The sequence below is a fragment of the Coleofasciculus sp. LEGE 07092 genome, from assembly GCF_015207375.1.
Taxonomy (GTDB): domain Bacteria; phylum Cyanobacteriota; class Cyanobacteriia; order Cyanobacteriales; family Coleofasciculaceae; genus LEGE-07092.
Genome location: NZ_JADEWY010000039.1, coordinates 17,399 through 40,296, shown reverse-complemented (window position 1 = coordinate 40,296; position 22,898 = coordinate 17,399). Strand labels below are relative to the sequence as shown.

The window sequence follows — 22,898 nt, the reverse complement described above, 5'->3', positions numbered from 1 at the left end:
AGTTTCTATCACTTTGCAACCCCCTATTCCCCTTAATCGTGGAATAGGGGGTTGCAATTCTCCTCCCGTTATAGTACAAAAGTACTGTTATCGCAGTCGCCCATAATCCCTATGAAAAAACTGCAAGCCGGACTCCGATTGATTCAGGCAAAGTTCAGGCATCGAAAACAGCCTCCTGTCTTGAAAAAGAAACCCCAGATACTACCTCATCCTGCCTACCGCTCGCATCTAATTGCCGTGAATGCAATACCACACCACAAGAATTATCAGTCGAAAGCGCCTTTATCGTTTCCCATCCAGTCTTCTCTGGGGAGGTTACAACAACGAACTAGGAACGGTTTGAGACGTTTAGAGTATCAAGCCTCTCGCATTAACGAACTCTCTACCGAACTAGAAGCAGCCGTGTTAGAACTTAAAGCGATCGCTTCCCAAGTTAACCGAGATTTGAAGGCGCTCCAAGCAACTCAGCAACCTCGCTCTAAGGCAATCGCGCCCAAGGTTTGCGAGTACCGAGCCGCAAACCTGCCGACTGTTTACCAAAAACCATCCGGGTTATTTGTATTAACCTCACGATCTGTGGATTTATTTAAAGCGGAACGAGAAGCCAAGGTGCTAGCACAGGTATTACGGCATCGAGCAAGAAGAAAACGGCTGATCTAAATTAAATCGGTAAGATTTCTCCCCAGCACCCCAGCTCCCCGGCAAGCCTATGCAGGCAAAGAAGGACGCCCTGCAAACAGAGCTTTCGATGCTGACTCACCCAGTCGTTGCAACTGTCGTGTTAATTGCCAATTCAACACACTCAGAATACCCACTTGAATCAAAAGAGTTTGGAAAAGTAGGGTAGCCGATGCATGCTGGATGACGTTATCCCAAGCAAAGGCAGTGAACAACCATAATCCTCCCCCTTCTTGTCCGGGATAAATAGATAGGACGCTTAAAACAAAAGGTGGTAAGCCAATGGCAGCAGCCAGGGTGCCAATCGCCCAAATTCCCCGTTTGCGAGTTTTCATCAACAACATTAACTGAGCGATCGCTGCGTAGACAGCAATGATACTCACATTCAGAATCAACGCCGAGAGAGCTTGTAACTTGCTGTCAACCTCTGCCTGCCAAACCAGAATCCAAAGTGCGATAGGCAAGGCGGCAATGATTAAATTGATAGCGATCGCTAAAAGTGCCGGACTCTTGTCATTCCAGAGCAAATCTCCCACTAAGGAAGACTTCCCAGTAGTACGCCCTTGGTGTCGGTAACGTGCCCAATCCTGTAAGGCTTGCCGCTGAGGAGATAGAGCTGCAATTAAACCAGCGAACAGTACCAGATTTAAGGCAAGCACGGCATTGAGGTTGAAGAAAAACTGAGATGAGTGGTACGCTCTTGGGGGCTGCAAGGCAAAACCTACAGAAAATACCATCCAAGATGCAACAAGCCAATAACTCTGTCCCTTGCTCAACATCGTTGCATTCGGATTACGGAAGCGTCGGTTGAGTGCTTGCCCAATCCAGTAGGTCCACATACAGTAGTTGAGCAGTGCCAAGATAACAACACTAAAGCCAGTCGCTCCCAAGGGCAAGTTAAAAAATTCCCATCCTTGGATTTCTCCATAATTGAAGGGATAATTTGTATATCGGGAACCTGTCCGATCCACGAAGTAAGGCAGCAAAACTGAAGGATTAAACAGATTCAGCCAATCCATAGGACTGTGAGTGATGGGCGTGAAGTTCACAATGTACAAAAACACTAAAACTGCCCCACTACCCAACCACGCTTGAAACCCACTAAACCAAGAGGCAAACAAGCCAAACAGCAGCGCTGCACTGTAGAAGAAGGCACAGCTAGCCACCAAAACAGTCCAGAAACTGAGAATTTCCACGAGTGGTAGATGAGCAGATAAGCCCGCCCATAGATGTAACGGCACCATTAACCCTGCTGCCAGATAAAGCAAAATGGGAACGCCTAATAGTTTGCCTAGCCAAATACTCTGGGTAGATTGAGGGCTAAGTCTGATAAAATTCAGCGTGCCGCGACGTTCTTCGTGTCCCAAGTCGCTGATTAGCATATAGGTGCCTACCACCAACAGGGCAAAGATACCCATAAGACTCATGGCGATAAACAGATCTAGCCACCATAGCTGCCAGTTGATGATAAACTGACCCGCAGCATCTTTAATGCAGTAGTCATTGGGCAGAGGGGAAGGCACATAACTTCCCTGCCAATAATCGGTAGGAGGAGTTCCGATACAGTAGCGGTTGAAAGTGGAAGCAGGTTCGGGTCGATTAACGGGCAAGTTAGCTCGATAGGACAGGTACACTATTAACTGTCCCAAAGCAGAAATAACAGCCGCGATCGCACCATTGCGAACATTAAGACGACCTTTTGTTTCCCGCAATAGCTGCGGATTCCAATCACCGATGCGGTCTATCCAATTCAGTAGCATAAACGTATTTGTCCTTTATTATTCGTCATTTGTTCTTTATTCGCTGTTCTCAGCCTGATTGACTGACAAAACTTGTGAGCAGATACCCAGAAAGCCTTCACTCCAAGGGAGAGGGAACAAAAAGGTAGATCGGCTCCCCTGCCCCAGAGGGAGAGGGGTTAGGGGTGAGGGCGTTAGAGTGATTGTGAGTCAATCAGGTTCTCAGCACTGATTTAGGATGAATCCCCACTCCCCCTTCTCAATTTGGCAAAACCGGACGGTTAGCAAACAAAGATTTTGACGCCGACTCTCCAGCGCGTTGCAATTGGCGGGTTAACTGGAAGCTTAATCCTGCCAATATTGCCCACTGAGCTAATAAGCTAAAGAAGACGGTAATGATTGATACCTGTTCCAGCACAACCCAAGGCGCACCAAATACCGACACTAGCCATAAGCCTGAGAAGATAACACCTTCAGTGAACTTCGCTTGCAATGCCGATAGAATAGTTAGGGGTAAGAAAAGAGCGACACTGAGACTACTCCCTGCCCAAATCCCTGGTTTTTTCCGCATCCTCAACAACATTAATTGCACAACAAGGGCGTAGAACCCGATTAAATTGGCACTAAGGAGTAAATTTGCGATCGCTTTAATTTTGACATCGGTACTGATGGGAAGCAGCAGCAACCAAGGTAGCCAGATTACAGCCGTAATCGCTAGATTTACAGCAATCGCCACAGGTGCCGGACTCTTTTCACCCCCAATCAAATTCCGCCATGACAACGTTTTAAGGTTGACTTTTTCATACCTTGCCCAATCGAGCAACGCTTGTCGTTGCGGTGAGATTCCCCAAATCACCCCTAAAAACAAACCTAGGGTGAGTAGAGAAATCGCAAATAAGTAACCAAATAAGCTGGATTGATTAGCCCAATTCTGATTCAGTTGTGGCAAAAATAACCCCAAGAAAAAAATCTGAACGCTACCCACCAACCAATAACTATGGTGCTTGCTCAACATCGTGCCATTGGGATTACGGAACATCCGATTAACAGCTTGCCAAATCCAGTACGCGCCAACACAAATGGTAATAAACGTCCACAAGGTTAACTGCCAGGGTTCACGCCCTAGATTCCAGAAAAACCAGTGCCAATCTCCTAACTCCGTATAGGTTAGAGTATTCCAATCAAAAGTCAACTCAATTAAACCAAGAAACGAACTGCCTAACCAAAGTCCTAAAAAACTACCTGCTAAAGCTTGATAGGACGCTTGGGTTAATCCAGCATTGAGCAGAACGGCGCTGTAAAATAAGGCACAAACCGCTGTAATGAGGGCATAAAAACTGATTGTCCAAGCCAAGGGTACACCCGCCAAAAATCCTGCCACCCCATGTAACGGTACAGCTAACGCTAATCCCAGGTAAACCATGATTGGCACACCCAAGATTTTGCCCAATAAAATAGTCTGACTGGGTTGAGGACTTAAGCGAATAAAATTCAACGTGCCACTACGCTGTTCTCGTACCCAATCGGCAAGGAGTAAATACACTCCGATAGAAAAGAGTAACAAAGGCAACATCCAGTTAAGGGTTCTGAATATAGCCAGCCAGTGGAACTCCCAGGACAAGTCTGCACAGCGGTTGCCGTTATACTCATGACAGGTTTGTGTCGAGAACAACAGCAAAATGAAGGCTTGACCCAGTAAAGAGCTAGCCGCGACAATGAGGGCATTACGTGACTTAAAACGCCCTCTAACTTCTCGCAGAAACTGGGGATTTATATCACCCAATTTTTCTAGTAGTGTAAGTGTCATGAGAAATATCTCCAAATTTTAAAAGGGTCATTGGTCATTGGTCAAAGATCCGATATCAAATCCGTTGCCACATTAGTTATTATTTTTTTACAAAGGACTAATGACCAATGAAAAACATCCGTTGCCATCAATAACTAATCATTCACCGAAGAACGTCCTGCTAACAACGCTTTAGTTGCTGACTCACCCACCTTCCTGAGTTGTCGTGTCAGTACAATACACAACCCACCTACGGCAATCCACTCAATCAGTAATACTTGTAACATTAGCATTTCTGAAGCATAGGACAGCGCTTCCCACGGGTAGAGGGTAAATAGCCACAACCCACCGCCATCGTTTCCAGGGGAAATGGATAGCCACGTTAAAATTAACGGCGGTAAGAGACTTATTACCACTAATGTTCCGGCTGTCCAAATTGCCCGTTTTGGTGTTTTCATCAACAGCATGAGTTGCGCGATCGCGGCGTAGACTAATACTAAATTCAGGGTGAATATTAAACCCACAAGGCTTGTCAATCCGGCATTACTGTAGAAAATCCCAACAGACAGAGGGATAGAGGCAATAGCCAGATTAAGGGCGATCGCTAAAAGCCCAGGACTCTTTTCACCCCAGAGTAAATCGTGGATTAATGCTGATTTTCGTTCACGGCGATAACGCGCCCAATCTTGTAACGTTTGACGTTGCGGTGATAAAGCAGCAATTAAACTAACAAACACCAGCAGATTTAAGGAGAGTAAGGACGTGAAATTCAACCAGTGGGAATAGTCTTTCATTAGAGATGACATAGCAAAGCCGAGACTCGTTACCGTAAAACAAGCGGTTAGCCAATAACTCTGCCCCTTACTCAAAATCGTCCCATTAGGATTGTGGAATCGACGTTTGATGGCTTGCCACATCCAGTATGTCCATAAGGCAAAATTGAACAACACGAAAAGTATTAAACTAATGCCCGGTACACCGAGGGGGATATTAAACCATACCAAGTTCTCTATCCCATAATGCGAAAATGGATAGCCATAGTCATTTTCATTCACAAGATAAGGTAGGACTAGAGAGGGAGAAAATAGATTGAGCCAATCGAGGACATTATTTCCTATTCCTTTAGAATTGGCAATCCCTAAAAATATCAAAACTATACCACTCCCCAACCACGCTTGAAATCCTCCTAACCAAGAACTAACTAAGCCAAAGACTATCGCGCCACTAAAGAAGAAAGCACTCCCTGCAACTAAAGCAGCTAAGAAACTAAAAAGCTCTATCCCCGGAATCTGAGCCGAAAATCCTAACCCTAGATACAGGGGAACCATTAAAATAGCACCTAAGTAAAGTAAAACCGGAACTCCTAACAGTTTTCCGATTAAAATAGATAGGGCAGATTGAGGAGATAAACGCAAAAAGTTCAGAGTGCCGCGCTGTTCTTCCTTATCTAAGTCACTAATCAGCATATACGTTCCTAGTCCTAATAGAACGAACATGACAGTAACGCTGAACGAAGCGACCATGGACATTAAGTGATCTTGCCACCAAAGCTGCATATTAAAAGCATCGGTTGGACAATTACTATGGGTAAAAAGTTGCTGTTGCAGCGTGGTGATTTGTCCCTTAACCTGTGCGATGCTATCTTTCAGTTGATGAATTTTTTGCAGGTCGTAGTGATTAGAACTGCTATAGTGACGAAATTGCTCTTGGAGTTGGCGATACTCGACTTGTAGTTGATCGTAGTGCTGTTGAGAGCTTTGATAACTTTTTTGCAGGCGACAGTATATGTCACCGATATAGGACGAATTTTTAGCAGAATCCAATCGCCCCAACCAAAACAACATATAGAGTAGCTGACTAAGTAGAGACGATGCGATCGCGATCGCACTATTGCGAAATGTCAGCCGACCTTTAATTTCCCGCAATAGTTGCGGATTCCAATTGCCTATGCGGTCTAATAGTGTGAGGAACATAGAAGCTGTATCCAAAAATGATCATTGGTTTTTACAAAGGACAACCATCCGTTACCACATCCGTTACATCATTCATCATTATGAAACTTGTTGATGACCCATTTTGAGGAAGATGGTTTCCAAGTCTTCTTGGGTACAATGGAATTCAGTGAGGGAAATGCCAGCTTCAACAAGCGATCGCAATAATGTAGCACGATCGTCCGGGTTGCCTGAAAAGTGAACCCGCACTTGATTCTTTCCTGGCAGGAGTTCACAATTTTCCACGAAGGGATTATTTTTGAGTTCGGCGGTTAATGCGTCTAAATTATCCAGCGCTGATAGAATAATCTGTTGACGACTGAGGCGACGATAAAGTTCGGCTAAGGGAGCGCTTTCCACCAGGTAGCCGAGTTCCATAATCCCGACGGAGGTACACAGTTCTGCTAAATCACTCAGAACGTGAGAGGAAATCAGAATCGTCATCCCCGCTTCTTGTAGGGTTTTGATGATTTCTCGAAACTGCATCCTGGCAATTGGATCTAATCCCGAAACCGGTTCATCTAATAGCAGGAGAATGGGTTCGTGAATAATGGTTCTAGCGAGACTCAGGCGCTGTTTCATGCCTCGTGAGAGAGTAGCAATAGAGCTTTTGCGCTTACTGGTTAGTTGCACCAGTTCCAGGACTTCCCGCATACGCTGAGTGCGGCGGGGTTCTCGCAGGCGATAGAGTCGGGCAAAATAGTCTAAGTAGTCCCAAACTGTTAAATCTTCGTAAACGGGAAAATCATCGGGGAGATAACCAATGCGCTGCTTGAGTTTGGGGTTGCTTTGGTCGCGCAGGAAGCGATCGCCATTAATATAAATTTCGCCAGTAGTCGGTTCTTCTGCTGCCGCCAGCATCCGAATCAGGGTAGTTTTTCCCGCACCATTGGGCCCAATCAATCCGTAAACTTCCCCAGCGGCGACTTGCAAATCCACATCATTAACAGCAAGATGACGGTCAAATTGCTTAGTCAGTCCACGGGTGGAGATTGCCAAGTCTCGTGCCACGGGCGCTGGGGGTTCGATATATATTCTTGATTTCATATCTCGTCCTGATGAGATCTAATGTCCGATAGTCTAACCTCTCTGAAATGGAGGTATCTCTCATTCAGTGACACTTATGCAGAATGCTGTCTTAGAAATTGGGATTTATTTGCAGACTTTGCAGGCAACGACTCTACATCAGAACAAAAAGAGGGGGTTCTCAAGGCGGATTGGGTATCTTATCCAATCCAGCTTGTCACCCCCTCGTAGGACAGGCAAGATGCCTGTCCAGAGCATATATTCAAATTCCCCTCAATCAAATTGCGTCTTAAGGTAAGTCAGTACTACCCATGAGGTATAAATCGCACTCACGGGCGGCACCGCGTCCTTCGTTGAAAGCCCACACCACCAGGCTCTGTCCGCGACGGCAATCACCAGCCGCGAAGACACTGGGGATACTGGTAGCATAGTTGCCGTAGTCTGCTTTCACATTGCTGCGGGCGTCGCGATCGAGTCCGAGGGCGTCGAGCAGGGGTTGTTCTGGACCGAGGAAACCCATTGCTAGTAAGACAAGCTGGGCGGGTATAATCTTTTCAGTACCGGGGACTTGCTTGAGCATAAACCGACCTTCGGCGTTTTTCTCCCACTGCACCTGCACCGTATGAACGGCTGTGACATTCCCAGCTTCGTCACCCTCGAACTTAGTTGCGGTGGTGAGATAGGTACGCGGATCGGTGCCAAACTTAGCAGCGGCTTCCTCCTGTCCGTAGTCCATTTTGTAAACTTTGGGCCATTCGGGCCACGGGTTGTCAGTGGCACGTTCTGACGGTGGTTTGGGCAGAATTTCCAGTTGCACGATGCTGTTGCAGCCGTGACGCAGGGAGGTGCCAACGCAGTCAGTGCCGGTATCGCCGCCGCCGATAATCACGACATCCTTACCTTCAGCAGAAATAAAGCCGTTGTTCTGCTGCTTATCTAGAACTGCCTTGGTGTTGGCGGTAAGGAAGTCCATTGCAAAGTAGATACCCTGCAATTCCCGCCCTTCGATGGGCAAGTCGCGGGGACGGGTAGAACCCGTGCAGAGTACCACAGCGTCGAATTCTTTGAGCAGATTCTCAGCCGGAAAATCTTTGCCCACCTCTGTGTTGCAGATAAACTTGACACCCTCTTGTTCAAGAATTGAGAGGCGGCGCAGGACGACTTCCTGCTTGTCAAGTTTCATGTTAGGGATGCCATACATCAGCAAGCCGCCCGGACGATCGGCGCGTTCAAACACTGTCACCCAATGTCCAGCTTTATTGAGTTGGGCGGCAGCAGACAAACCCGCAGGACCTGAGCCAACAATCGCTACTTTTTTGCCAGTACGCTTGGTTGGTGGTTCAGGTTCGATCCAGCCTTCTTCCCAGCCTTTTTCAATAATCGAATACTCGATATTTTTAATCGTAACAGGTGGGTTGGTGATACCCAGAACACAGGAGCCTTCGCAGGGGGCAGGGCAAACACGACCGGTAAATTCGGGGAAGTTGTTTGTCTTGTGCAAGCGATCAAGGGCTTCGTGCCAGAGTCCGCGATAAATTAGGTCATTCCACTCCGGGATGAGGTTGTTAATCGGGCAGCCACTTGCCATACCACCGATCAGCGTACCCGTGTGGCAAAATGGTGTGCCGCAGTCCATACACCGTGCGCCTTGGGTGCGGAGATTATCCTCCGGCATATGCAGATGAAATTCATCCCAGTTGTGGATGCGATCAAGGGGGGCGAGTTCAGAGGGGAGTTCGCGGATATATTCGATAAAGCCGGTTGGTTTTCCCATAGTTGTGTCTCAATCAAGTTCAATTTTGGATTTTAGGCTGATCGGTCATGTGTCATTCATTTTTAGCCAGTTAAATACTTGTTCTACTGTTAAATTCAATTCAAGTCCATCCAGTACAATCAGATTATCGTCTTCCTGGCATAATTCGGGTTGTTGTTTGGGCTGAAAGACTACAATTGAACGATCATCGGGGTCGAGCAGCCATCCAAGTTGGCAACCATAGGTCAGACAGTGCAGGATGTTTCCTGTAACACGGTTAGAACTTTGGTCAGGAGAAAGAATTTCAATCGTCCAGTCTGGAGAGATTAACACATCATCGCTTGGTTCTCCATTCTCATCAAACTTAATGTGGTTCCAACGCAGAACAGCTACATCAGGAACAATTGAGCGACCTCCAAAGGTACAACGTAACTCCGGAAAAGCATAGGCAACTCGTCTCTCTTCGGTAACTTCATTAATGGCGTTAGTTAACTTACTTTGAAGTCGGGAGTGACGAGCCTTCGGCATTGGCTTTTGAATAATCTTACCATTAATATATTCACTAGCAGGTTTAATTTCGGGTAATTCTAGAAACTCCTCCAGGGTCAAAGTTTTAGATGAGGTTTGTACCATTTGGGCTGTCTCCAACATTGCCAAATCAGCTTTAGTCCCCGTTGCAAATGCGTTAGCGAAGCTCGCCGTAGGCATAGCTCGGCGCTAGTTCAGAGGGTAATTCGCGGATAAATTCGATAAAGCCGATTGGTTTTCCCATAGTTGTGTTTCCCTGAGGATGTTTGCCAGTGTGCTACAGCAATGGTTAGTAGATTTTAAGTTTAGCTACTTAATATCAAAATACTTTCCACGTCGCTATCTCCAAACTGGTTAATGATGTCGAAGTTGTCTCGCATAGTTTGAACAATCTTGGAAGTTAGACAGTTACCAATACGGAGGTAAATAAATTTTGGTGGATGACCGTAAAGAATACTACGCTGATGGAAATCAGAATCTTTAGAAACGATTACAAAATCATTGTCTTTAGCATATTCCCAGATAACGACATCATCAGTATTGGTAAGTGCTAAGGTTTTAACGTGTACTGAACCTGGATACAAGTCTACAATCTGAAAAATGATTCGATCAGAGAGGTTTTCGTCTAAAAGAAGTTTCACACAGATACGACAAATAATTTTTTCTCACGATCGGCAGCAAAAGCAAGGCAGGCTTTGATATCTTCTGATGTCAGTTCAGAAAAGTCTTCTAGAATCTCTGCTTCAGTCATACCACCTGCAAGATACTCCAAAATATCATACACGGTGATTCGCATTCCTCGGATACAAGGCTTTCCACTGCGTTTGCCCGGTTCAATTGTGATAATGTCCTGGTAATTCATGAGCTATCCGTTTAAATTTGTATCAGTCGTTACTGGAATCACAGGGGTAGGTAGGCAATGCGGTTAACCCAGTCTTCAGCCTCTGACGTCTGCCATATTTTTATGAGATTATTGATTACTTCGCTAACTGGCAAACTTTTTAACACGATAATTACACCTGAACTGGATTGAGTAACAAGAAATTCAGTGAAATATCTGGGCATAGTTCTTTGGTCATGAGAAACGAGAACTCTACCCTCCTCAGTTGACAAGTTCAGAACCTCTAGGTCGCTCAAGCCACTTAAGTTTGATCCGTTTGATGTTTTAAAATCAATCGTTGGTTCACGTCTCAGAATACCTGTCACGATCGCTTGGTTAAGATCTGCGTCTGCTTGAAAGCAAATTTTCATGACTGGCTGGTCTGAGCCGTGTAGAGTTTTTGATAGAGTAATGAGTTACTTTCCCTAGCTTGCTGTCTCAATGTTTCAAAAAGTTCCTCTCCCTCAGATAAATAAGCATCAATGGCTTGGCGATTAGCAAGGTAGAAAGTAATTGTTCCATAAACTTCTTCTAATGTCAGTATAGGAAATGACTGAACAATACTTTCCGGTGATTGTCCGGCAAGGAAGCCATAGATAATTGAATCTAGAGAAACCCGCTTTCCGATGATGCGGTAACATCCCTCCCGTTCTTCAATGTACTGTTTTGTCGTGAGGATTGCTGTACTCATGGTTTCTGTAGTTATCTCTTGATATTCCTATAGGTAAGTGAAATTAGTACCAGTTGTGGATGCGATCGCTCGGTGCGACTTCAGAGGGTAATTCGCGGATGTATTCGATAAAGCCGGTTGTTTTTCCCATAGTTGTGTCTCAATCAAGTTCAATTTTGGATTTTAGGCTGTTTGGTCACTGTCATTCATTTTTAGCCAGTTAAATACTTGTTCTACTGTTAAATTTAATTCAATTCCATCTAATACCATCAAATCATCATTTCCCTGACGTAATTCAGGTTGTTTTTTTGGTTGAAAGACTAGAATTGAACGGTCGTCTGGATCGAGCAGCCATCCGAGTTGGCAACCATACGTCAGACAGTGCAGGATGTTTCCCGTAACCCGATTAGAACTCTGGTCTGGAGAAAGAATTTCAATTGTCCAGTCTGGAGGAATTAACACATCATCAATCGGTTCTCCATTCTCGTCAAACTTAATGCTATCCCAACGCAAAACCGCCACATCAGGAACAATTGATCGAGCTCCAAAGGTACAACGCAATTCAGGAAAAGCATAAGCAATTCGCCTTTCCTCGGTGACTTTGTTAACGGCATTAATTAATTTACTTTGAAGCCGGGAGTGGCGAGCCTTCGGCATGGGTTTTTGAATAATCTTCCCATCAATATATTCACTAGCAGGTTTAGTTTCGGGTAATTCCAGAAACTCCTCCAGGGTCAAAGTTTTAGATGAAGTTTGTACCATTTGAGGTTGCCTCCCAGATTGCCAAATAAGCTTTAGTCCCAGTTGTGGAGGTGATCGTTCAGCGCTAGTTCAGACTTATTGTCATTTTTGAGCTTCAGCATAAATTGATTCAAAATCCCTTTCTCGCTTATCCAAATTAGGATTATAGCTTCTTGAATGCACATTTTTGAAGCCTTTCTTTTCTAAAATTGCAACCAGATTTTCTTCATCAAACATATATTTATGTTCTCCATTCATGTAAGCAGTATAATTTACATAATCTATTTTAGTTGTATTATTGTAGGCTGACTTATAGTTGAAAAAAATGCTTTTATCTAGGCGTTCTTTTTGTAAGTATGCTTCAATGTATATTCTTGCATTAGGCACACAAATCGAAAAATATCCCCCTGGCACTAAAACTCTTGAGCATTCATCTAGTAACTTTTGTATCTCTTTGAATGACAAATGTTCAAAAAGATGAGAAGAATAGATTTTGTGAATACTTTCATCCGGGAAGGGTATTCCCTTACGCAAATCCCAGTATATATCGCAATTTCTAGTTAAATCTAATGTAATCCACCCATTCTCTCCTCTTTGATCTCCTGCACCAATTTCTAAATTAATATAGTTTTCTTTTTTCAATATCTCTTTAATAAGACTATTCGACTTTTTTTCTTTTGTAAAGCTAATTATAACTTTTGCAAAACTGATTATAAATGATGGGATAACACCTTTCAGAGTCTTTTTCAATTGGTCATTCATTGCTGGTTTCCTATCTAACATTTATGTCGAGATACCGAACCCAATTGTAGTGCTTATAGCTGCCTAACAAGGGGCTTAAGCCCCTTGTTTCCTAAGTAGAATTCCGCCACAGAACCCTAACTACCCCCAATCCGGGCAACATCGCGGGCATTCTCTTCAAACGCCGCCGTCAGCGCATCATCACCGCTTAATCCCGATGCGATCGCTTTTTCAATTGCCTGCAACACCCGCTTGTAGTCCCTTGGCATCACCTTGACGAACTTCGGCATCATCTCCTCCCAGTGCGCCAGGACTTTGGATGCCTTCTGGCTACCCGTGTACTTGGAGTGCTTCTCGATCATCTGGCGAAGGATTTCGATCTCCTCAGCATCCTCAAGGGTTTCCAGTCCAACCATCTGCTGATTACAGCGCGTCGCAAAGTCACCTGCCTCATCCAGGATGTATGCCACACCGCCACTCATCCCGGCGGCAAAGTTACGTCCGGTAGCGCCCAGCACAACCACTTTACCGCCCGTCATGTACTCGCAGCCATGGTCGCCAACGGCTTCCACAACAGCATTTACACCGGAGTTGCGGACGCCAAAGCGCTCACCCGCTATTCCCCGGATATAGGCTTCGCCACCCGTTGCCCCGTAGAACGCGACATTGCCAGCAATGATGTTTTCCTCAGCCACAAAGGTAGAACTCAATGGCGGATAAACGATAATCTTGCCGCCGCTCAGTCCCTTACCGAGATAATCATTAGCATCGCCTTCTAGTTCTAGGGTGACACCTTTAGGAACAAATGCACCAAAGCTTTGTCCGGCACTGCCTTGGAAATGTAGGTGTACGGTATCCTCTGGTAGTCCTTCCCAATGCCGCTTGGTGATTTCGTTCCCCAAAATTGTACCTACTACGCGATTGACGTTCTTAATCGGCAGCGTGGCTTTGACTTTTTCACCCTTCTCGATCGCAGGTTTGCACAAGTCCAGCAACACTGTCATATCGAGGGATTTGTCAAGCCCATGATCTTGGGGGATTTGGCAATAGCGACCCACTTCTGAGTCTACTTCTGGTTGATAGAGAATCTTAGATAAGTCGATGCCCTTGGCTTTCCAATGGGCGATCGCTTTTTTCGGCTCCAGCACATCCGTGCGTCCCACCATTTCATTCAGGGTGCGGAAACCCAGTTGCGCCATCACTTCTCGGACTTCCTGGGCAATAAACTTCATAAAGTTCACTGTGTATTGAGGATCACCCATGAAATTCTTCCGCAACAAGGGGTCTTGGGTAGCCACACCGACGGGGCAGGTGTTCAGGTGGCAGACACGCATCATAATGCAGCCCAGCGTCACTAGGGGAGCAGTCGAAAAACCAAATTCCTCAGCACCGAGCAATGTTGCGATCGCTACATCACGCCCCGTCTTCATCTGTCCATCGGTTTCCACAGCGATACGGCTGCGGAGGTTGTTGAGTACGAGGGTTTGGTGAGTTTCAGCGAGTCCTAGTTCCCAAGGCAGTCCCGCGTGCTTGATAGACGTTTGGGGCGATGCACCCGTACCACCGTCAAAACCAGAGACGAGAACAACATCAGCATGAGCTTTTGCTACACCTGCGGCGATCGTACCAACGCCCACCTCAGACACCAGCTTCACACTAATCCGTGCGTTACGGTTGGCGTTCTTCAAGTCGTGGATTAACTCTGCTAGGTCTTCAATGGAGTAGATATCGTGGTGGGGGGGTGGCGAAATTAGTCCTACTCCTGGTGTCGAGTGGCGCACCTTGGCAATCCAGGGATACACCTTACGACCGGGCAATTGTCCCCCTTCTCCAGGCTTCGCGCCCTGCGCCATCTTGATCTGGAGTTCCCTTGCCTGGGATAGATACAGGCTGGTGACGCCAAAGCGACCGGATGCTACCTGTTTGATGGCACTATTTTTAGAGTCACCGAGTTCATTTTTCCAGATGTAGCGTTCCGGGTCTTCACCCCCTTCACCGGTGTTCGATTTACCACCGATGCGGTTCATGGCGATCGCTAGGGATTCGTGAGTTTCCTTCGAGATCGAGCCGTAGCTCATTGCCCCTGTCTTGAAGCGCTTCATAATCGCCTCAACTGGCTCAACTTCGTCAATCGGCACCGACTGACGGGGTTTGAATTCCAGCAGTCCCCGCAGTGTAAAGTGCTTCTGGTTCTGCTCGTTCACGAGGGCGGCGTACTGCTTGTAAAGCTCGTAATTCCCCTCCCGTGCAGCTTTTTGGAGTGTGTGGATGGTCTGGGGGCTGAACAGATGTGCTTCACCGTCCTTGCGCCACTGGTATTCACCACCAACATCTAGGGTGTGTCCGTTGACTTCCCGAGCGGGGAAGGCATGACGGTGCCGTAAAACCGCTTCTTTGGCAATGACATCTAAATCTGCGCCCTCGATCCGGGATGAAGTCCAAGTAAAGTACTTGTCAATCACCGACTGGTTCAGCCCGATCGCTTCAAAAATTTGGGCACCGCGATAGCTCTGAATGGTTGAAATACCAATCTTGGAGGCAATCTTAATGACACCTTTTGTTACCGCTTTGACATAGTTTTTACAGGCGGTTTTGTGATCGCAATTGACCAGCAAGCCTTGCTGGATCATGTCGTCGATGGTATCAAATGCCAGATAGGGGTTAATCGCACCGCAGCCATAACCAATCAGGACGGCGTAATGATGCACTTCGCGGGGTTCGCCGGATTCGAGGACAAGACCCACTCGCGTGCGCGTCCCTTCCCGGATCAGGTGGTGATGCAGGCTGGCAACCGCCAACAATGCTGGAATTGGGGCGTTGTCTTTGTTCACACCGCGATCGCTCAGGATGAGGAGGTTGACCCCTTGGGCGATCGCCTGATCTGCCTGGTGACAAATCCCCTCTATCACCTGTTCGAGTTCTTTCACACCTTCGGTTGGGTTAAACAGAATCGGCAGCGTGACTGACTTGAACTCCCCTTCATTGATACACTTGAGCTTCGCCAGTTCTTCGTTACTGAGGATGGGCGTTTTCAGTTCCAGGAGATGGCAACTTTCGGGTTCCGGTTTGAGCAAGTTCCGCTCCGAGCCAATCGTCGTTTCTGCTGAGGTGATAATTTCCTCGCGGATGGAATCGATGGGTGGGTTTGTGACCTGGGCGAACAGTTGCTGGAAGTAATCGTACAGGAGTTTGGGTCGGTCAGAGAGGATGGCTAGGGGAGTATCTGTGCCCATCGCCCCAACCGCTTCCACGCCATCACGCGCCATGGGTGTGAGCAACAACCGCAGCTCTTCAAAGGTGTAACCAAATGCCATCTGTTGCTGGATTAGAGATGGCAAATTGTGGGGATCTACATCGGTTTCCAGACCGTTGGGCGCGTCTTTGAGTTGAGCGAGATCGACCATGTGTTTGTCGATCCACTCACGATAGGGATGCTCGGTGACGATTTTGTTTTTGATTTCCTCATCGGCAACAATGCGTCCCTCTTCCATGTTCACGAGGAACATCCGTCCGGGTTGTAGGCGACCTTTCAATGCCACCCGCTCCGGTTCGATGGGTAACACACCGGCTTCTGATGCCATGATTACCAGGTCATCTTTGGTCACGTAATAACGGGACGGGCGCAAGCCGTTGCGATCGAGAACTGCCCCGATTGTGGTGCCGTCGGTGAAGGCAACTGAGGCTGGACCATCCCACGGTTCCATTAGGCAGGAATGGTATTTGTAGAAGGCTTTTTTCTCGTCGCTCATCGACTCGTGCGCTGTCCACGGTTCGGGGATCATCATCATTACGGCGTGGGGGAGCGATCGCCCTGATAGGACGAGTAGCTCGAGGGCATTGTCGAAAATCGTTGAGTCACTGCCGTCGATGTTGATGATCGGTTGAACTTTCTTTAGATCCTCGCCGAACAACTCTGACTCAAAGAGGGACTGCCGTGCGTGCATCCAGTTGATGTTGCCGCGCAGGGTGTTGATTTCGCCGTTATGGGCAATGTAGCGATAGGGGTGACTTCGCTCCCAGCTTGGGAAGGTGTTGGTGCTGAACCGGGAGTGTACCAGTGCCAAGGCGCTCTCCATGTCTGGATCGTGGAGTTCGGGATAATATAGCCCCACCTGCATCGGCATCAGCATTCCTTTGTAGACGATTGTGCGGCAGGAGATGCTGGAGGGATACCAAGAGGGGTCTACGTGGGGCACGCGAATTGCCATATGCGATCGCTTGCGGATAATGTAGAGTTTCCGCTCAAATGCCGCATCGTCGGTCAACTCTGGGGAACGCTGGATGAAAACCTGCTCCATGAAGGGTTCGCTGGATTTGGCGATATTGCCCAGGGATGAGTTATCTGTGGGGACATCGCGCCAGCCGAGAACCTGTTGACCTTCCTCAGCTACGATGGTTTCAAAAATCCGCCGACTTTTCTGGCGGGTGGCGGGATCGGGTGAGGAGTAGATCATGCCGACACCATACTGACCCATTTCGGGTAGGGTGATTCTTTCAGCGGTGGCTACCTTCTTCAGGAACTTGTGGGGCACCTGCATCAAAATACCCGCTCCGTCACCCGTGTTCGTTTCGCAACCGCATGCCCCCCGGTGTTCGAGGTTCACGAGGATTGTCAGCGCCTGCTCCACGATGTCGTGGGACTTGTTTCCCTTCATGTGGACGATGAACCCGACACCGCAGGCGTCGTGTTCAAATTGTGGATCGTAGAGTCCCTGTTTTGGTGGCAGTTTGTTGCTGTTCATTATTGATGATCCAAAAGCGGCAAATTAAATTAATGAGCCAAAAATTGGCAAAGAGGGTGCCCTCTAGAGCTTGCGAAGGGTCAACTCTAGCTAGTCTGAATTTTCTAACGAGGAAGGCTTGTCGGTGCCTGGTCTTAAGGAAATTGTCAGATCTTTTTACTCAAATCTCAGCTCTTTGTCAAGGTTACACCTTTCTTTATTCTTTACTTTAAACACTTTAAACTGAATGGCACTGACTTAAGCCCGAAACTTACTTGACTCCTCGGACACAAATTTATTAGATTTTCAGTCAATTTCATTACTTTTTTGATTTGTTTTTACCAAGGGGTAAATGACTATGAAACGATGGAGTTTACCGATCCTGATTGGCTGCTTGAGTATTTTTACTCTGGGGCAAGATGCCTTAGGGAACCAACCCCTTTTCAGACAAGAAATAGCTGTTTCTGTTGTGAGTCAAAGTTCTCCTACTGTAATGGATCGCGTCTGGGAGTTGATTGAAACTGCTCGTTCCTCCGTAAAAGCCAATCAGCAGGATAAAGCAATTAGCCTTCTATCGCAAGCCTTCGAGCTGACACAAACCCTTGAGGATACAAATACAAGAAACCCCCTTTTAGTTAAGATTATCGCGGAGTATGGAGCAATTGGAGCCTACGAAGAAGCGATCGCTCGACTTTCTACCCTGAGCTATGATCAGCCTTTACCTGATAATCAGGGCTATTCGCTGAGGATGCAAGGGGAAGTGTTGCTGACTCGCGCCTATGTCAACGCCCAAAGGTATGAGCAGGCTTTGCAATTTGCCCAGAATCTAGAGCTTGATGCTGCCAAGGAGCGAGCATTATTGGCAATTGTAGCGGGGTATGCCCGTCAAGGACTATTTGAAAAAGCAATAGCCCTCAGTCAACGGTTACAAATTGATACCTATCAGCAATACCTGGCGGTATCTGCAATTTTGGATGAGTATATCCAGCGCAATCAATACGAACAGGCGTTGGCATTTGTACAAACTCTGGCTAATACTGAGAATCAAGATAGTATAGCGCGATCGCTGGCTGAGGCAGCTTGGCGTACAGGACGCTATAATATTGCCTTACAAAGTGTCCAAGCGATTACGAATCAGGCTCTGAAGGTGCAATCCTTAAGAAGTTTGGCACAAGCACTTGTTTCCGTAGGGGAGAAAGAACAAGCCGCCGAGATTGTTTCTCAAGCTTTTGAGTTGAGTAAAAAAACAGAAGAATTTCTGCTATTTAGCTGGGTAAAAGATTTCCTTGCAACGGAACAGAAAGAGAAAGTTCAGGCAATTCTCAATACTCTTGCTGGAGAAGAGGATTCCCAAATGGCATACAACCGATCTTTAGTGGTTGGAGCGTATTTGAATGTCGGACGATACGCTGATGCGTTTGAATTTGCCAAACGTATCCCAGATCGGGTTTTATTACCATTAGCAGAATATTCTGACCCGAAAGTTGATTTATTTTATGCAATTATCCAACAATCTCTGCAAGCCGGACAGGATGAATTTGCCAAGCAGGTTGCTTTAACGCTGACGGGGAAGAAAGACCAAGTTGAAGCTTTACAAACAATTGCTAGTCATGCAATGGAAACGGGTAAAAATGAGCAGGCTGTTACCTTATTAAATCAAGCTCAAAGGATTGCTAAAACGATTGAGTCAATTTCCGTTGTACCAGAGCGTAGTCTATTCTGGATTGAGCCGAATGCTAGCCTTTTGATTGATATTGCCGATGATTATATCACGTTGGATCAAAAACAAATCGCCCTAGAAACTCTGGATGTAGCTACGCAGTCGGTACAAAACTTTGAAACGCAGTATGCCTTTGATATACCCGTCTGGACAAAAAGTAAGGCATTACATCCGATTGCTTCCAGGTATTTGAAACTAGGCGAACGGGAAAAGGCAAACGAGTTACTTTTCGTCGCTCTCCAAGATGCGCAAGCCCTAAAGGGTAATAACTATATCATCCAAGAATTGTTGGCAACTGCCACAGCCTACGCAGAACTTGGGAATCTCCAACAAAGCACTCAGGTATTGGAGAAAACCCTGCCGTTGCTGGAAACTGTAGAGCGGCAGTCAGAAAAACTCTCCTTGTTCATTACAATTGCCAATAAATTAATAACTCAGGGAAATAAGGAGCGGGGGCTTGAACTTCTCAAAACAGTCATGTCTTCACTGGAAACCCTGGAAACCGAACAGGAACAAATTTCCCTGCTCATCCAGATGATTGGCACCTATGCAGCCGCTGGCGAAAATAGTATTGCCAGTCCGTTAGCCACTCAAACTCTAACAAGGATTCAGGGTTTGGAGTCAGAGTATGAACGGGCGACAAAACTGGAAGAATTAGCAGTTGCCTCTACTCAAATCGGTTCTCCATCCTTAGCATTAGAGATAGTTCAAAAGGTTTCTGGAGAGGTGGATAGAGCCAGAATGTTATTAGCGATCGCCCAGAAGTATGCGGCATCAGGCAACACCTCCCTGGCAACAGAAGTCTTAACTCAAGCGTTGGCGGTTGCTGATAAGATTCGGGATGAAAGGCAGCGTGACGAGTTACTGGCTAATACGTCGGCTTCTCTCGTTGATTTTAACAATTTTTATCAAAACGATACCGATGATAGTTGGGACTATAACTCCGCCTCCAAGCTGGCAACATCTATTTCCAATCCCGAAACTAAAGCGAGTCTTTTAATTAAACTAGCCCTGAAGTACTCGATGTCGGGTGAAACTGAAGCATCTCGCCAAACCTTAAGCGCTGCTTTTGAGGTAGCCAAGGGAATGGAGGAGCAACTGCAATGGCGGACTTTGCGATGGGAAGTCATGGATACGGCAATGAGAGAGCAAGAGTATGATTTTGTTGAACAAATTGCTAACGAGGTTGAAGATACTGCCTATAAAGCCACTCTGCTGCGTCAGGTAGCTCAACAAAAAGCGATCGCAGGTGTTACAGAGCCACAACAGCAATAGTAAAGATGGATTGAAAGATAAAACAGTGGATCGATTTGTGCTTGTTTGGCTGGTTGGGGGACTGTTATTTCGAGGTGTTATTGCCTTTTGGCTCTACCCTGGCATTGATGAAGCCTACTACTACACCTACAGTGTGCATTTGGACTGGAGTTATTTTGATCATCCCGTTCTAGTTGCGCTCACAACTGGCTTTGGTACTTGGGTGACGGGAATTGTCTCCCAATTTACAATTCGTCTGGGAACACTGATTTTGCATACGGGTAGTTTATTTCTGCTGTACCTGACGGGTGTCAAACTTTTCGGTATCAAAGCAGCTAGACTGACGTTAGCGATCGCTACTATTATTCCCATTTTTCAAATTGGCTTCGGGGTACTCACGTTACCAGACAGTCCACTCATATTTTTCTGGTCTGCTAGTTTATATGTGGCAGCCAGAGAATTTTTCCGCGAGCCTGAGTCCTACCGCCCCAGCTATCGGTTAGCTATCCTTGGTATTCTCGTTGGTTTAGCCTGTTTGGGCAAATATCATGGGTTTATTTTAGGCTTGGGGCTTGTTGGTTTTTGCTTAACTAGTTCACACCATCGCTCTGCCTTGCTATCCCCTTGGGCAGGATTAGGATTGGGCTTATTTGTTGTTACCCTCTTTCCCCTTTGGTTTTGGAATATACAACACGATTGGGTGTCCTTTCAGTTCCAACTCAATCGCGGCGTACCCAAAAGCAGTTACAGTCTTCTCGGTGTTGTCATTGCCTTTTTATCGAGTATCGCTTATCTGTTCCCGACGATGGGATTGCCTCTGTGGTGGGTGAGTTTGCGATCGCTACTGCCCCATCGTCCTAGCAAACAATTCACCAAAGACAAGAATTTAGCAAAAAAGCAGTGGCTGATTTTGTCAGTGTCTTTACCCTTGATACTAGGATTTACCGTCATCGGTGGATATGAACCAATTTTACCCACTTGGATGATGCCCGGATTTTGGGGGATAACTCTATTGCTAGGACATCAGGCAGTACACTGGCAGCAGCAATCTCGGCGTTGGGTGCGGTGGTGGTTACAAGGTTCGGGATTAGTGATTGGTAGCAGTATGCTACTGGTTCTGCTACACGTTACTACTGGAACCTTTCAAAAATCCGGTCAATATGCCTTACTGGGAGGATTCTTACCCGCTAAAAATGACCCCTCGACAGAATTAATTGATATACAGCAACTGCGACGTGGCTTTATAGAATCCCCTATTCTGCAAACAGCGTTGCAAAACTCTAGCTTCATTTTTAGCAATGGTTTCTACCTCAGCGGCATCGTCAGCATGGCTTTAACTCCCGTCACACCTGTGCCAATTACCTCCTTTGGCGAGGATATGCGGGGTTTTGTGTTCTGGCGCTCCGCCGATGAATGGGTAGGACACAATGGGCTATATGTCACCCTTGAGCGCTTTCATCAAATGCCAGAGATAACCGACCATTATCGAGCTTATTTTGATAATGTACAGGAAATTGCCACGATACCAATCCGACGCGGTGGGGCAGTTGTGGAAAGGTTTTATGTTTATCGGACGGGAAAACTGCTCAAACCCTATCCCTTATCTTGGATAAAATTCAAATATTACCCTGCCATTCAAAGGATAAAAAGCGATCGCAATGCCTAGCTACCCTGGAATTTCTAGCGAAGCTTTCCGACATCCCCTCGATCAACAAGCCGAGGAAGCTTTGCGCGGCGTCCCTGGATTTAATTTAGTGACTCGCAAGTTTGTAGAATTTCTTTACGAGCGTCCCCAATTTGTCTATCTCATGGGCAACAGCATTCAAGTGGGACCGCGCCAGTATTCTACCATCTACCGATTATTTCGAGAATGTGTTCAAGATTTAGACATCCACCCCGAACCCACCCTCTTTGTTAACCAAAACCCCCAGGTCAACAGCTATGCTTTAGGACAAGACCATCCATATATCGTATTGAACACAGGGTTGCTGGACTTGCTGACTGAAGCGGAAATCCGTACTGTTTTAGCTCATGAGTTGGGACATATCAAATGCGGTCATACGATTCTCACTCAGATGGGCATTTGGGCAATGAATGCCGCCTCAATGCTGGGTGAAATCACATTAGGCTTCGGCAATCTCGTCAGCAGTGGCTTGATTTTTGCCTTTTACGAATGGCGTCGCAAAGCCGAACTCTCCTCAGATAGAGCCGCCTTACTGGTTATCGACGACCTCAATACGGTAATGCAGACAATGATGAAAGTGTCAGGTGGCTCTCACCAATATGGTCATGAGTGTAGCCTCAATGAATTCATTCGTCAATCTGACAGCTACCAAGAACTTGACCAAGACAGTCTCAATCAAATCTATAAATTTTTACTATACAACGGCGGTAACGGTTCCTTTCTCAGCCATCCCTTTCCCGTCGAACGCTTACGCTACTTGCGGGATTGGGCAACCTCTGAGGAGTACCGCCAAATTCGTCAGGGCAACTATCGGCGGGTGACAAACGAGGGAGCCGTAGATATCCCAACCCAAGACACCTCAGAAGACGAAGCGCAACGACTGCGGCGTCAAATCGAGGAACTCCAACAAGAAATTAATCGTATCAACTCCCAGCCCAACAGTCCGAATAGTTAGCGGTTCGTCTACCTGAGTTGTATTTGGGGAA

Annotated in this window: 17 protein-coding genes; 4 read left to right on the top strand and 13 right to left on the bottom strand. The window is 46.6% G+C overall.

The annotated features are described in order from the left end of the window. Nucleotides 1–111: 111 nt before the first annotated feature. Nucleotides 112–660: a hypothetical protein gene (locus tag IQ257_RS11895; protein ID WP_193873486.1), complete on the top strand. Its 549-nt coding sequence runs from the start codon at nucleotides 112–114 to the stop codon at nucleotides 658–660. A 47-nt stretch (nucleotides 661–707) separates the two neighbouring features. On the opposite strand, the gene IQ257_RS11890 is transcribed toward IQ257_RS11895, so the two are convergent. The 13 genes from IQ257_RS11890 to gltB form a co-directional block, all read right to left on the bottom strand. Beyond that, nucleotides 708–2,438 (bottom strand): ABC transporter permease, encoded by a 1,731-nt coding sequence (locus IQ257_RS11890; RefSeq protein ID WP_193873485.1) that lies wholly within the window; start codon nucleotides 2,436–2,438, stop codon nucleotides 708–710. Nucleotides 2,439–2,676: 238 nt separating this feature from the next. Beyond that, the gene (locus tag IQ257_RS11885; protein WP_193873484.1) at nucleotides 2,677–4,224 is read right to left on the bottom strand and encodes a hypothetical protein; all 1,548 of its coding nucleotides are present in this window, start codon (nucleotides 4,222–4,224) and stop codon (nucleotides 2,677–2,679) included. A gap of 134 nt (nucleotides 4,225–4,358) precedes the next feature. After that, nucleotides 4,359–6,176 carry an ABC transporter permease subunit gene (locus tag IQ257_RS11880; protein ID WP_193873483.1) on the bottom strand — a complete coding sequence of 606 codons (1,818 nt, stop codon included), beginning with the start codon at nucleotides 6,174–6,176 and terminating at the stop codon, nucleotides 4,359–4,361. 78 nt (nucleotides 6,177–6,254) lie between these two features. Next, nucleotides 6,255–7,205, bottom strand: coding sequence for an ABC transporter ATP-binding protein (locus IQ257_RS11875; protein ID WP_193873495.1), 951 nt, complete (start codon nucleotides 7,203–7,205; stop codon nucleotides 6,255–6,257). Between the two features lie 304 nt (nucleotides 7,206–7,509). Next, nucleotides 7,510–8,994: a glutamate synthase small subunit gene (gene gltD / locus IQ257_RS11870; protein ID WP_193873482.1), complete on the bottom strand. Its 1,485-nt coding sequence runs from the start codon at nucleotides 8,992–8,994 to the stop codon at nucleotides 7,510–7,512. A 45-nt stretch (nucleotides 8,995–9,039) separates the two neighbouring features. Continuing rightward, entirely contained in the window at nucleotides 9,040–9,606 is a 567-nt protein-coding gene (locus tag IQ257_RS11865; RefSeq protein ID WP_193873494.1) for a Uma2 family endonuclease, read from the bottom strand. Nucleotides 9,607–9,806: 200 nt separating this feature from the next. Beyond that, nucleotides 9,807–10,142 carry a DUF5615 family PIN-like protein gene (locus tag IQ257_RS11860; protein WP_193873481.1) on the bottom strand — a complete coding sequence of 112 codons (336 nt, stop codon included), beginning with the start codon at nucleotides 10,140–10,142 and terminating at the stop codon, nucleotides 9,807–9,809. Next, nucleotides 10,139–10,363, bottom strand: a complete 225-nt coding sequence (locus IQ257_RS11855) for a DUF433 domain-containing protein (RefSeq protein ID WP_193873480.1) — start codon at nucleotides 10,361–10,363, stop codon at nucleotides 10,139–10,141. Before IQ257_RS11855 ends, IQ257_RS11860 begins: the two co-directional genes overlap by 4 nt. 38 nt (nucleotides 10,364–10,401) lie before the next feature. After that, nucleotides 10,402–10,752: a DUF5615 family PIN-like protein gene (locus IQ257_RS11850; RefSeq protein WP_193873479.1), complete on the bottom strand. Its 351-nt coding sequence runs from the start codon at nucleotides 10,750–10,752 to the stop codon at nucleotides 10,402–10,404. Then, nucleotides 10,749–11,072: a DUF433 domain-containing protein gene (locus IQ257_RS11845; protein ID WP_193873478.1), complete on the bottom strand. Its 324-nt coding sequence runs from the start codon at nucleotides 11,070–11,072 to the stop codon at nucleotides 10,749–10,751. Before IQ257_RS11845 ends, IQ257_RS11850 begins: the two co-directional genes overlap by 4 nt. Before the next feature lie 162 nt (nucleotides 11,073–11,234). Beyond that, nucleotides 11,235–11,813 (bottom strand): Uma2 family endonuclease, encoded by a 579-nt coding sequence (locus tag IQ257_RS11840; RefSeq protein ID WP_193873477.1) that lies wholly within the window; start codon nucleotides 11,811–11,813, stop codon nucleotides 11,235–11,237. An 81-nt stretch (nucleotides 11,814–11,894) separates the two neighbouring features. Continuing rightward, the gene (locus tag IQ257_RS11835; RefSeq protein WP_193873476.1) at nucleotides 11,895–12,554 is read right to left on the bottom strand and encodes a class I SAM-dependent methyltransferase; all 660 of its coding nucleotides are present in this window, start codon (nucleotides 12,552–12,554) and stop codon (nucleotides 11,895–11,897) included. 116 nt (nucleotides 12,555–12,670) lie between these two features. Beyond that, nucleotides 12,671–17,275 (bottom strand): glutamate synthase large subunit, encoded by a 4,605-nt coding sequence (gltB, locus tag IQ257_RS11830; RefSeq protein WP_193873475.1) that lies wholly within the window; start codon nucleotides 17,273–17,275, stop codon nucleotides 12,671–12,673. Between the two features lie 337 nt (nucleotides 17,276–17,612). Between gltB and IQ257_RS11825 the strand changes: the two genes are divergently transcribed. Genes IQ257_RS11825 through IQ257_RS11815 form a run of 3 tightly spaced genes read left to right on the top strand, consistent with a single transcriptional unit; the run spans nucleotide 17,613 to nucleotide 22,867 of the window. Continuing rightward, complete coding sequence (locus IQ257_RS11825; protein WP_193873474.1) at nucleotides 17,613–20,249, top strand: tetratricopeptide repeat protein; 2,637 nt, start codon at nucleotides 17,613–17,615, stop codon at nucleotides 20,247–20,249. A 25-nt stretch (nucleotides 20,250–20,274) separates the two neighbouring features. Continuing rightward, on the top strand, nucleotides 20,275–21,894 hold the full coding sequence (locus tag IQ257_RS11820) for an ArnT family glycosyltransferase (protein WP_322744298.1): 1,620 nt from the start codon (nucleotides 20,275–20,277) through the stop codon (nucleotides 21,892–21,894). Next, nucleotides 21,887–22,867 (top strand): M48 family metallopeptidase, encoded by a 981-nt coding sequence (locus IQ257_RS11815; RefSeq protein ID WP_193873472.1) that lies wholly within the window; start codon nucleotides 21,887–21,889, stop codon nucleotides 22,865–22,867. The genes IQ257_RS11820 and IQ257_RS11815 overlap by 8 nt, the downstream gene beginning before the upstream one ends. The last annotated feature ends 31 nt before the right edge of the window (nucleotides 22,868–22,898 follow it).